Source organism: Candidatus Moraniibacteriota bacterium (genome assembly GCA_016699425.1).
In the GTDB taxonomy this organism is placed as follows: Bacteria; Patescibacteriota; Minisyncoccia; order Moranbacterales; family UBA1568; genus SSEF01.
The window spans coordinates 88,431-100,387 of record CP064975.1 but is presented as its reverse complement, the minus strand read 5'-3'; the positions used below and the strand labels follow the sequence as shown (position 1 = coordinate 100,387).

Here is an 11,957-nt window from a genome sequence, read left to right as displayed (position 1 = left end):
AGCCCTAGAGGATGATGAGGGTAAAGAGGACCGCGACGAGGATACGATACACACCGAAAGCAACAAAGGAATGGGTCTCGACATAGCGAAGCAGGAATTTGATCGCGACGAGAGCCACGAGGAAGGAAACAATGAGACCGATGGCGAGTGATTGAATATCTGCGAGCGAGAAATCAGCATGATGTTTCACAACATCCAAGGTCGTGGCTGCGACCATCGTCGGTACGCCAAGGAGAAACGAGAACTCCACTGCCGCTGACCGAGAAAGTCCGGTCGCGAGCCCACCGACAATCGTCGCTCCGGCGCGCGACACGCCCGGCACGACCGAGAGCGCCTGAGCGAGTCCTATCAGGAGGGCTTGCTTGTATGTCAACGTTTCCACCGCGGCCGGATTCGTCGGTTCCTGGCGATACCGTTCAAACAGTATGAGGATTACGCCGCCGACAAACAGCGCTATGACCACGGTCAGCTGTGACACGAGCAGTGAGCGGATCGTCGCGTAGAAGAGATACCCCACGCCAAGCGCCGGGAGGAGCGCGACCACAATACGCTGCATCACTGCCCGATCAAAGAGAAGTTTCCGCCAATAGAGTGTGACCACCGCGAGGATGGCCCCAAGTTGAATGACCACCTCAAATGACTTCAAGAAATCCGTTTCCGACAATCCGAGGAGATGCGAGACGAGCACGAGATGACCGGTCGAGGAAATCGGCAAAAATTCCGTCAGACCTTCGACGACGCCGAGAATGATCGCATCGAGACTATCCATATGATTTGATCAAAAGAGCGTATTGGCGCGCAGCGTGTCCTCGAGGCTCGCGTGTTCAGTCTTGGCCGATTCAAGGAGATCTTTATTCCCATGGAGCTCGGCGAGATACTTCCAATCGCGGAATTCCGGATACCGACGCAATTCCTCTTCGAGCACCTCGACCGTCACCCGCACATCACCCGCTCCGGTATGCGCGGTCGTATGCTCTTTGCCGCAGTAAAGCTTGTAGGCTGCACTCAGGTTGCGCGGCGCGAACATGTCACGCCGTTCCATCTTGTGGTAAAGAATCTTGGCATCGAGAATTTTTTTCGAGAGATAATCGAAGCTTTTCCCGACTGAAGCGAATTCCGTCTTCAGGAAAGGGAGGTCAAAGCCAGTGATATTGAAACCGCCGACATCCGCCCCCTCGAAGGCGCTCCACAGTGCATACGAAAGCTTGGCAAAGCTCGGTGCATCCGCCACATCTGCGTCTGAGATGCCATTTATCGCGCTCGCTTCCGGCGGGATCGGCCGGCCAGGGTTGATTCGGTGGACATGCGCCGTGACGCTGCCATTCGGCATGATCTTCTCATACGCGAGCTCGATGATCTTGTCCTCGCCCGCAGACAACCCGGTCGTCTCGAGATCGAAGACAATCAGCGGCCGATCGAGTGGTAACAGTTCTGGGATAATGGAGTGCATAGGGTCAAGTATATCGCAAAGCCGAGGCCGTGTCAGGACTACGCTACTCTCAGACGATGACAAAATTGAGGATGCGGCCCGGGACATAGATACATTTCCGGATTGATTTTCCTTCGGTGAAAGCCTGCACCTTTGGATCAGCGAGTGCGAGTGCTCTCGCCTCAGCTTCGGTCGCATCGACGGCCAGCTCGATCGTGCCGCGGACTTTCCCATTCACCTGCACACCGATGATCTTCGTCTCCTCGCGGATTTGCCTCGGATCATACTTTGGCCACGCCGCGAGGAAGACAGACTTCTTTTCACCGAGCCCGCTCCAGAGTTCTTCGGCGATATGCGGCGCGAACGGAGCGAGGAGAATCAGGAGCGATCGATAGCTGGTGACCGGTAACGCAGGAGTTTTCTCCATTTCGTTGACCAATATCATCAGGCTACTGATCGCCGTATTGAACTTGAACGCTTCGATGTCCTCGGTCACTTTTTTCGTGGTTTTGTGCAATAGACTCTCGATTATTCTATCTCTGGTTGTTGGTTGTTGGTTGTTGGTTGTAAGTTTTCCTTGAAGCTTCCAGATCTTTTCGAGAAATCGCCGCGTGCCGACGACCCCATCCGTATTCCAGGCGATCGACTGGGTAAAGGGCCCCATGAACATCTCGTACAGACGGAAGGCGTCCGCTCCGAACAAAGCCACGACATCGTCCGGATTGATGACATTTCCCCACCGCTTCGACATCTTTCGTCCATCGGAGGCGAGGATCAGTCCCAGAAATTCCAGGCGTTTGAACGGTTCCGGCGTACTCACCACGCCCTGATCATAGAGAAATTTGTGCCAGAAACGTGCATAGATGAGATGCCGCGTCGCGTGATCGCCACCGACATAAACATCGACGGGCATCCACTGTTTTTCCTTCTGCTTACTCACCAAGGCTCTCTGATTGTGCGGATCGAGAAATCGGAGATAGTACCACGACGATCCCGCCCACTGCGGCATCGTGTTGGTCTCGCGCTTGGCTGGCCCCGTACATTTCGGACACTTCACATTCACCCATGATGCGATACCGGCGAGCGGAGACTCTCCGGTTCCTGTCGGCTCATAACTCTTTACATTCGGAAGCCTCACCGGAAGTTCTTTTTCCGGCACCGGCACGACACCACAGCGTTCACAATGAATGAGTGGGATCGGCTCGCCCCAATAGCGCTGCCGGCTGAACACCCAATCCCGCATCTTGTAATTCACCTTTTTCTTCCCAAGCTTCTCCTTCACGAGCCACGCTGTCATCTTTTTCCGCGCTTCAGTAGACTCCAACCCGGTAAATTCACCCGAATCAAAAACGATACCGTCATTGCAGAATGATTCTTTACCTCCATGGAACATTTTCCACATGTATTCATGATGATCAGCAAATCGCGGCAAATCGCCTACCTTTTCCTTTTCTACCCAGAGTACCTCATGTGTCTGATGTTCCTCTTCGGCCATCTCTTCTCCCTTTTCTGATTTCAGACGAATCTCGAATACCGTGTCCGGATCGAAACAGTTCACATCCTTGTGTGCCTTATACCCAAGTCCATACAGACGCGGTGTAATCACTCGAATAATCTCAAAATCCGTGTAACCAGTTTCCTCTCGGATTTCTCGCATCATGGCTGCCTCTGACGATTCCCCCGCTTCTACTCCTCCGCCAGGAAACACATGCATGCTGTCTTTCTTCCGTCTCAGCATAAGAACTTTATCTCCGTTCTCACTCAAGACTATTCCCGTTACGCATTCGCGCGTCGTCGTTGTCTTATTTTTTCTCGGCGCAAAGTCTCCCGTCAGTTTGATATACGGGGCTATGACAGATTTTGACGGCAAATCATGCTTTTTCGCAAACTCAAAATCACGTTCATCGTGCCCTGGCACTGCCATCACCGCCCCCGTCCCATACGATCCAAGCACATAGTCCGCTGTATACACCGGCACCTTCTCGCCTGTGAACGGATTGACCGCCTCGATGCCATCGAGCTTCACGCCAGTCTTCTCCTTATTGAGTTCCGTCCGCTCCAGATCAGTTTTCTTCTTCGTCTGCTCTAAGTATTTTTTTACCTCATCGTAATTCGTAACTCGTTCTTCGAGCTTCTTCAGTAATTCATGTTCTGGCGCCACCACCACATAGGTACAGCCATAGATCGTGTCGATACGCGTCGTAAATACGCAGACTTCTTCTTCGGAATCCGCAACATAAAAAGTAACCTCCACCCCTTCCGAACGACCAATCCAATTTTTTTGTGCCTCTTTCACACCATCCGGCCAGTCGAGCTTCTTCAAATCTCGCAGCATTTTGTCAGCGTACGCCGTAATCCGGAGCACCCACTGGCGCATCGGCCGCTTTTCCACCAGACTGTTGCAGCGCTCGCAGCGCCCTTCTTCCAAGTCTTCATTGGCCAGCCCTGTCTGACACGACGGACACCAATTGATGGGATCGAAAGATTGATACGCCAATCCTTTCTTGAACATCTGGAGGAATATCCACTGTGTCCACTTATAATATTCCGGATCGGTCGTGTTGATCTCGCGTTCCCAATCGTAGGTGAAGCCAATTCTTTCCAGTTGCTTCTTGAAGGTTGCGATATTTTTCTTGACCGCCACAGCCGGATGGACCTGGTTCTTGATCGCATACTGCTCGGCCGGCAAACCGAATGCATCCCACCCCATCGGGTGCAGCACGCCATAGCCTTGGAGCTGCTTGAAACGCGAGTAAACGTCCGTTGCGATGTAGCCTTTGGGATGCCCAACATGCAGCCCGGCCCCGGATGGGTACGGAAACATATCCAGAACATACTGCTTCTTGGGACGCCGATACTGGCGAAATGTCCCCTGGGCAGCCCAATATCCCTGCCACTTCTTTTCAATCTTTTTCGGGTCGTATTTCATAGGCAAAGACGGACGATTACTCGCCCATTCTAGCGGGAAATGGGGCTCTTTTCAAGGATAAACTGGTCTCCCAAAATCAAATCCTCAGATTCTCCTCCTGCACCATCCCATTCAATTTGCAAGAAAAACAATACAAGTTTGCAGTCCTCCTGGTAAACAGCTCAGTCAGACAACAGCAACAGAATAGAACCACTGACATTACCTGGGGCTATTCACATCTGCTGGGCAGGTGTAGGATCGACCGCCGGTTGTTCCGTTACTCAGGGTGATTTGCATCGGGGAACTGCCAAGCTCATCCGGGCCGAAAATCCTAACCAAACAAGTGTCTCCACCCCCTCTCCTAAATTGGTAGGGTTCGTTCGTGTTGAAATACTGGCACGATGTCGCCTTGATATTGATGTATCCGGTACGCGGCGGCTCGCAATAACCTGTCTTCACGGTGATCGAGGGAGTTCCTCCACTTCCGCCAGCAAGTGCGGATGTACAATCCGTATCAGCAGCCTGTCCCGGCGATGCCGACAGCCAGAGATCAACATTATTGTAGGGGGCATCACCAAACCAGTGATGAACGGACAGATTAAATCCCAAACCACCATCAGTGGCAGGATTATAGGTGTAGGGAATAGTATACGCGATACCAGGCGAGAGCTGGATCAAAATCCCTTCTGTCCGGCGCCACTGTCCAGGATCGAGGGAACCGCAGGTGAACCCATCGGCGCTACAATTCCATGCGGTGCTTTTTATATCTGGGCCGGGTGCGTATTGCGCAAAGCTACAGGACCTGGGCTGCTCATTGATTGTAACCATATCAGGATTCTCGGCACGCTGAAGTGCATAGGAAGCTTCCTGGTAATCAGACATCGTCTCCCGGTATGCGGTACATTCGGTACCAGTATCATCGTATATCCAAATCGTATGCCCACCCAGATTGCCCAAATGCCTTGCATCACATCGGTTCCTGACAAGTTGATTGACTCCGGTATAATATGCATTCAATCCCCGTGTGATATCTGCTGTCGTATTGAAGTGCTCACCATTTACAGTGACACCACCGGCAGGATCAAGCCAGCGAGAAGCCCCTTCGCCACCCGTCCCAGGCAACACCACCCCTCCTCCATCCGTCCCCCCACTCCCTCCACCCCCATCACTCCCACTCCCTCCCGAACACGCCCCCGTGACAAAGTTCTGCCCCTGGAAGGTCATCGTGGCACTCGTCCTTGGGGTGTAGGAAAGGATCGAAGCATTGAGGGTCACTTCACAGTAGTTGCCCTGAGCATTCGTCAGGCGTTGGGTCCCCGGACTCAAGACCTGGAAGGAGCTGCCTGTGACACTCCCAATGGGGACGGTGATCTGAGGGGACAGATCAGCTCCCCAGCCGAGGAGACTCATCCGACAGGTGACTCGATAGGTGAGCTGGTTGTTGGCATCGACACTCACTTCCCAACGGACGGGCAGGTTGTTGCCGGCTTGGGTGAAATCACTCACCCAGCTCTTGCCATACAGGAATTGGAGAGACCCCGGATCGGGACACATCGCCCCGGTCCCGGGCGTACTCCCAGGATTGGCAGGTGTCGTCACTCCCACCACATTCGACCAGGTTGAGACTCCAGCTGAGGTGATCGCACGGACATGGTAGGAATAGCTGGTACCGGGAGTGAGGGTGGTGTCGGTAAAACTCGTGGTATTGGACGTACCCAGGGAGGTAAAGACGGTACAGGTCAGTCCCGTACAGCGTTCCACCTCATACCCGGTCGCTCCAGGCACTGCTCCCCATGAGAGGATTGCACTCGAAGCAGACGGAGCCGTCACACCAAGGCTCGCTGGCGAAGCGATGGGAGCAACAATGACCGCGCCGGATGTATCTCTGGGCAAGGTGACGAGATCACCTCCACCTCCCAGGCCTCCACCCGTGCCACCTGCTCCACCTCCGCCCGTACTAGGGGTGGGGGTGGTTGTAGCCACCGCTCCCGTCGAGAGGGATGTGGTACTACAGCTCACCGTATCCCAACCGGTACGGATGAGACCGGTTGTAGTATTGATGATGGGAAGCGTCAAGATGAAGTTGACCGTGACCCAGGCTAAGAGGACGACACCGAGTCCAATCAAAGCCGCGAACATGCCTCCTTTGGCAAAGGTCATGCGACCTTCATTCCCCCCTGAGGTGAGGTAGATGATGGCCATCGCGACCAAGACGGCGACCGCGACTGCGGCCATGATGTTTCGGAGGAAGACGACGATGCGACTTAAGCCAACTAACAGGTGGCAGAGGGTGCAACGGGATGTGCCTTGAGTAGGATCCGTACTAGCGAGGATATCGGGATCCGGGGTGGAGAGGCCGCAGGGAATGAGGCCTGCGTGGAGAGACGTGGTGGGGACGAGGGAGAGGGTCGTGGTAGCGAGAATGAAGAGAGCGAGGAAGATGAGAAGAGAGCGGGGCATGGTAGAATTTGGTTTGAGTATATTTGATTGCAGTATATCACCCGAAAAAGAAAGCGGACAAAAAGCCCGGCTCAAGGAGTCGGGCTTTTTCAGTTTTAGGGTACAAGACTATTTCCGTCCGACGACACGCTCGGCGACAAAGACACCGATCCGGTAGAAAACCCAGAGGAAAAATCCGTACACCAGAACCACCGGGAGACCGCTGATGATGATAGCTCCGAGGGCACTCCCCAGGGCGATCAACCATCGAGTGAGGTCATTGACTGACTGCTTTATCACATTGCCGTCACGCACCGAATCGCCATTGATTACGACGCGCGGATCTTCGGTAATCGATATCGAGAGCGACGACATGGCGACCTGCCCTTCTAGCCGGCGCTGCTGCGCATCGAGTCCCTCTATCTCACTCCGAACGAACGCCAAACGATCCGTCACCTCGATGACATCACTCACTTTGGTCGCCTTGTCGAGGAGGGAGACGAGCGCTGTTTCTTCGGCTCGCTTCGCATTCAGCCGGGCCGTGAGATCGATACTCTGATCAGTAACGTCTCCGGCGCTCAGGTTCTCGTTGATGACCGACGATGCCACCTTCTTCGCTTCTTCGATCACTACGTCGAGACGGTCTACGGGGACTCGGACGACGAGCCATGCGGTCTGGACATCATTCTTCGGCTGCGAGACATTGGCGCTCTCGACATATCCGCCGACATTCTTCGCCGATGCCTGAATCTGATTACTTGTCCATACCAAACTCTGAGCGCGTAGATCAAGCGAGGCGCTTTTCACCATTTTCTGGTCAACCGCCGAAACTGGTGTCGTCGTTCCCCAACTCGGGATGGTCACTGCATCCATCGGCATCGGGACGATATCCCGTTCGCCGCGCCACAGCATATCGCCATCTATACCAGCTGCCGCCACGCCCGGTTGATCCATCATCACCCCTCCCTTGTACACCATCGACTGGTCCTGATAGCTCGGAGACGGCATCGAGACATGTATCCGTTTTGGAATCAGCGAAAGCGTCTGCACGAGGAAAATACCAAGTACCGGAGCGAAAAGCACAAACACAAGAAGGAATCCGCCCACCCGCACATGCTTCCGCCACTCTGAGCGTCGCACTGCCATATGATTTTGTTTATGTGTTACGAAAAACCGAAGAGGCCGACTACCTCTTCAGTCTACTCCCTGTCAGCAAATTGCACCAGTACCGAAACAATAAACACTCCTCCCCGTTCTTCCGTTCAGAACAGTATTATTCCTGCGATATGACATTCGGTCCGACGCGACTCCGATGCTTGCGGACTACCCTGATGCGAATCATTTCCTTTTCCAGAGCTGCCGCCACACGCGCGTATTCTTCCTCGCCCATCGCTCCTTGCTTGAGCTGAATAGCTTCGGCCCGTGCGCGTGCCGCTTCGGCTCGTTCCATATCAATCTCCTCAGCTCGTTCGGCAGTATCCGCTAAGATAGAGAGCGTATTAGTATCAAACTCCACAAATCCACCAGAAACCGCCAAGCTTTCCGTCTTACCATCCGTCAAACGAATGATGACTTCGCCCGCCTTGAGCGCACCGATATACGGCGTGTGCGTGGGGAGGATAGTCACATCTCCATCCGCAATGGGGAGCGTCACTGCCGCCGCCTCCATCAGAGCAACGGCGCGTTCGGGTGTGACCAATTTGAGAGTGAGAGAGATCATGGTTATGCGTCTTTTTTGACGACTTCGGTGACTTCACTGATCGCGCCTTTCATATAGAAGTCCTGTTCCTGGATGTGATCGAGGGCACCCGAGAGAATCTGTTCGAAACCTTCGATCGTGTCTTCGAGTTTGACGTATTTCCCCGGAGCGCCGGTAAATTGCTCGGCAACAAAGAACGGCTGCGAGAGGTATTTCTGGACCTTTCGGGCGCGCGAGACAGTGAGCTTGTCTTCTTCTGTCAATTCCTCCATACCGAGGATCGCGATAATATCCTGCAGGTCCTTGTACCGCTGGAGGACGCGCTGCACGCCACGTGCCACCGCGTAGTGCCGCTCACCGACGATTTGCGGATCGAGGATGGTCGAGCTCGAATCGAGCGGGTCAACCGCCGGATAGATACCGATCTCAGTCAGCGCCCGGTTCAAGACAACCGTCGAATCGAGATGAGCGAAAGTCGTCGCCGGTGCCGGATCAGTCAGGTCATCGGCTGGCACATAGACCGCCTGCACCGACGTGATCGAACCCGCCTTAGTCGAGGTGATGCGCTCCTGTAAGACACCCATCTCTTCGGCCAGAGTCGGCTGATACCCGACCGCGCTCGGGATGCGCCCGAGAAGCGCGGACACTTCGGAACCCGCCTGAGTGAAACGGAAAATATTGTCGATGAAGAGGAGCACGTCTTTGCCTTCACTATCACGGAAATCTTCGGCCATCGTCAGGGCAGAGAGCGCGACCCGCTGACGTGATCCCGGCGGTTCATTCATCTGACCAAACACAAGCGCTGTCTTGTCGAGTACACCCGAGTCCTTCATTTCATGATAGAGGTCATTGCCCTCGCGGGTCCGCTCTCCGACACCAGCGAACACCGAGTAGCCGCCGTGTTCCGAAGCGATGTTGCGGATCAGCTCTTGGATAACGACGGTCTTCCCTACACCCGCGCCACCGAAGAGTCCGACCTTGCCGCCTTTCATGAATGGGCAGATGAGGTCTATCGACTTGATACCAGTTTCGAAAATTTCGGCCTTGGTCGACTGTTCCTCAAATGACGGGGCCGCGCGATGAATAGAGCTTCGCTTCTCGAATTGGGCCTCTTCTTTGCCATCGATAGTATGACCGAGGACGTCGAACATGCGCCCGAGGACGGCCTTGCCAACCGGGACACTGATCGGAGCCCCTGTCGCGACCATGGCGACACCACGCTGAAGTCCGTCAGTCGAACCCATGGCGACTGCGCGCACCCGACCACCACCCAGATGCTGGTGAACCTCGGCAACGAGCGTCTCCTGTTTCTCACCCGCACCAAACACGGCTTCAAGCGCATCATAAATCTTCGGCAACTCGGTCCCATCCGCAAACTCCACATCAACAACCGGCCCGATGATTTGAATGACTCTTCCTGTATTCATATATTTGCTTGATTAGGGGGAAATCTTGATTAGTTATAGTAAATGAGATTGACTTTTTTTCAATTTTATACTACACTATTTTTCTAGTCCTTTACCTTGAACTTCAACATAGGAGGAAGTGGAAATGCGGTCAATCCCCAAGTATCATACACTGGAAGAAGCATTGGATTCGTTAAACCAGGCTGATCTTGAAAAAAGACTGGCTGCTCTCAACGAAGAAGCAATTCATGAGCTTGATAGGACATACCTTGAAGCGTATGATGAGCTTTTTGCCGGCATGAGCGAAGAAGAAAGAATGGCGGCGCATGAAGTAATGTTTCCAGGTTCTCGAGAACGCATACGGTGTCGTTCTCAAGAGCTGGTAGCCTGGGCCACCACACTTCCTAAGTGATGATAGGCTGCCACATCAGCAACACTACGCGCTGACATACCGCAATAGTATGTCTTTTTTCTTTTTTCCAAACAACTGTCTAAACCCGAGTCTCGAATTTAGAATCTAGAATTTTGGTCTTCACCCCAAGATTCCAGATTCCACATCCCAGTCCCTACCTTTTCTTTTCCTCGAATCCGATTTTCTTTTTCGGCTCTGCCTCTTCCTTCAAAAGCTGCCGCAATACATCAAACACCGCTCGGAACCGCTTATCGTATTTTCGTTCCATCGCCTCGATCTTCTTCCGCAACGCCTCGTGCGTGACAAGCATCTTCCGTAGCTCGACGAAGGTCCGGATGATCTGGATATTCACCTGGACCGCTCGCTCGCTCTTGAGCACACTCGACAGCATCGCCACTCCCTGTTCGGTGAAAGCATAGGGGGCATATTTGATGTTCTTACCTCTCTTTGGAGTCACAGTTTGTGGCTGCATCCGGCTATCTCCTTCCTCGTTCAAGGTCACAGACTGTGACCTTGAACCAAGCATCAGATTCGCCTCTTCGAACGTCAGCTGAAACATAAAGTCCTTCGGAAAGCGCTCGATATTTCGCTTGATCGCCTGATTCAGAACCTTAACTTCAACAGCATACATTTCTGCTAGATCGGAGTCCAGCATCACTTTCTCACCACGCAGCCAGAAAATCTGCTTGATGATATGTTCGCTCGGAACCGCTACCAGGTTTTTCATCGTCTTCTTCATAGTACTCGTACATCATGCATCCCAGTCCCTACCCCTGCACCGCGGCCATGCCCGCACTGAGCTCGGCGATCTCCTGAGTGATCTTGCCTTGACGGAGCTGATTGTAGGCAAGAGTGAGGTCAGCGGTCATCTCTTGGGCGGCATCGGTGGCACTGCGCATCGCGACCATGCGCGCGGCTTCCTGTGAAGCATTGGACTCGAGCACGGCATGATACAGCTCGGCTTCGATGAGCCGCGGGATGATCGTCTCGAGCACCGTCTCGGGAAACGGCTCGATGAGGAAGTCACCACCACCCATGTCTCCGTTGGTTTCCAGTCCGATTTCGTCGAGCATTTTCTTGGCGTCCTTTTCGGTCGCCGGGAGAAGCGCCCGGACCTTCACCTTTTGGACCAGGGCCGAGACATAGTCCGTGTAGACCATGACCACCCGGTCCACCCGGCCCGCGAGGAATTCGTCCAGGATGATGCGCACGATAGGCTGCATATCGGTCACTCGTGGATACTCGAAAACTTCTGGAAAGGATGCGATGATATCACCTTGCATCCGACGAACCGCCTGTTCACCTTTCTTGCCGAGTGTGATAAATGCCGCCGTCCGATCCTTGTCTTCGGCCCGTGCTTCACGCAGTTTTCTCAAGACTTGGGTATTGAAAGAACCACACAGCCCACGATTGGACGTGATGACCACATACAGCTCCCGCTTGACCGGCCGTTCGAGGAGGAGCGGATGCCGTTCGTGTTTCACGGCGACCGTCACCCGATGGAGGACGGAGAGTACTGCCTGCGCATAGGGCCGCATCGCCAGTGCCCGTTCGACCGCCCGGCGCATTTTGACAGCCGAAATCATCTCCATCGCTCGAGTGATCTTTCCTGTACTCTTTACGCCCTTGATACGTCGGCGAATGTCTTTCCCGGATGGCATAAA

The 11,957-nt window shown here is 53.9% G+C and carries 10 protein-coding genes; 1 reads left to right on the top strand and 9 read right to left on the bottom strand.

All coding sequences use genetic code 11. The features are described 5' to 3' along the window. Positions 1-4: 4 nt before the first annotated feature. The 7 genes from IPJ68_00485 to atpD all read right to left on the bottom strand — a co-directional run bounded on the left by IPJ68_00485 (position 5) and on the right by atpD (position 9,902). Positions 5-769 (bottom strand): undecaprenyl-diphosphate phosphatase, encoded by a 765-nt coding sequence (locus IPJ68_00485; GenBank protein QQR78752.1) that lies wholly within the window; start codon positions 767-769, stop codon positions 5-7. 9 nt (positions 770-778) lie between these two features. After that, positions 779-1,450, bottom strand: coding sequence for a 3'-5' exonuclease (locus IPJ68_00480; GenBank protein QQR78751.1), 672 nt, complete (start codon positions 1,448-1,450; stop codon positions 779-781). Between the two features lie 49 nt (positions 1,451-1,499). Then, positions 1,500-4,358: a leucine--tRNA ligase gene (locus IPJ68_00475; GenBank protein QQR78750.1), complete on the bottom strand. Its 2,859-nt coding sequence runs from the start codon at positions 4,356-4,358 to the stop codon at positions 1,500-1,502. A gap of 198 nt (positions 4,359-4,556) precedes the next feature. Further along, positions 4,557-6,797 (bottom strand): fibronectin type III domain-containing protein, encoded by a 2,241-nt coding sequence (locus IPJ68_00470; GenBank protein ID QQR78749.1) that lies wholly within the window; start codon positions 6,795-6,797, stop codon positions 4,557-4,559. 108 nt (positions 6,798-6,905) lie between these two features. Continuing rightward, positions 6,906-7,922: a DUF4349 domain-containing protein gene (locus tag IPJ68_00465; protein ID QQR78748.1), complete on the bottom strand. Its 1,017-nt coding sequence runs from the start codon at positions 7,920-7,922 to the stop codon at positions 6,906-6,908. 127 nt (positions 7,923-8,049) lie between these two features. Beyond that, positions 8,050-8,496 carry an ATP synthase F1 subunit epsilon gene (gene atpC / locus IPJ68_00460; GenBank protein QQR78747.1) on the bottom strand — a complete coding sequence of 149 codons (447 nt, stop codon included), beginning with the start codon at positions 8,494-8,496 and terminating at the stop codon, positions 8,050-8,052. 2 nt (positions 8,497-8,498) lie between these two features. Continuing rightward, complete coding sequence (gene atpD / locus IPJ68_00455; protein ID QQR78746.1) at positions 8,499-9,902, bottom strand: F0F1 ATP synthase subunit beta; 1,404 nt, start codon at positions 9,900-9,902, stop codon at positions 8,499-8,501. Between the two features lie 118 nt (positions 9,903-10,020). On the opposite strand from atpD, the gene IPJ68_00450 reads away from it, so the two are divergent. Further along, a complete protein-coding gene (locus IPJ68_00450) occupies positions 10,021-10,293 on the top strand; it encodes a hypothetical protein (GenBank protein ID QQR78745.1) in 273 nt (90 codons plus the stop codon). 154 nt (positions 10,294-10,447) lie between these two features. Here IPJ68_00450 and IPJ68_00445 read toward each other — a convergent pair whose 3' ends face one another. Beyond that, entirely contained in the window at positions 10,448-11,020 is a 573-nt protein-coding gene (locus IPJ68_00445) for an ORF6N domain-containing protein (GenBank protein ID QQR79231.1), read from the bottom strand. Between the two features lie 40 nt (positions 11,021-11,060). Further along, positions 11,061-11,954, bottom strand: a complete 894-nt coding sequence (gene atpG / locus IPJ68_00440) for an ATP synthase F1 subunit gamma (protein QQR78744.1) — start codon at positions 11,952-11,954, stop codon at positions 11,061-11,063. Positions 11,955-11,957 lie beyond the last annotated feature (3 nt).

Coding starts and splice junctions, on each gene's coding strand:
- IPJ68_00485 (QQR78752.1), bottom strand. CDS start 769: ATGGATAGTCTCGATGCGATCATTCTCGGCGTCGTCGAAGGTCTGACG.
- IPJ68_00480 (QQR78751.1), bottom strand. CDS start 1,450: ATGCACTCCATTATCCCAGAACTGTTACCACTCGATCGGCCGCTGATT.
- IPJ68_00475 (QQR78750.1), bottom strand. CDS start 4,358: ATGAAATACGACCCGAAAAAGATTGAAAAGAAGTGGCAGGGATATTGG.
- IPJ68_00470 (QQR78749.1), bottom strand. CDS start 6,797: ATGCCCCGCTCTCTTCTCATCTTCCTCGCTCTCTTCATTCTCGCTACC.
- IPJ68_00465 (QQR78748.1), bottom strand. CDS start 7,922: ATGGCAGTGCGACGCTCAGAGTGGCGGAAGCATGTGCGGGTGGGCGGA.
- atpC (QQR78747.1), bottom strand. CDS start 8,496: ATGATCTCTCTCACTCTCAAATTGGTCACACCCGAACGCGCCGTTGCT.
- atpD (QQR78746.1), bottom strand. CDS start 9,902: ATGAATACAGGAAGAGTCATTCAAATCATCGGGCCGGTTGTTGATGTG.
- IPJ68_00445 (QQR79231.1), bottom strand. CDS start 11,020: ATGAAAAACCTGGTAGCGGTTCCGAGCGAACATATCATCAAGCAGATT.
- atpG (QQR78744.1), bottom strand. CDS start 11,954: ATGCCATCCGGGAAAGACATTCGCCGACGTATCAAGGGCGTAAAGAGT.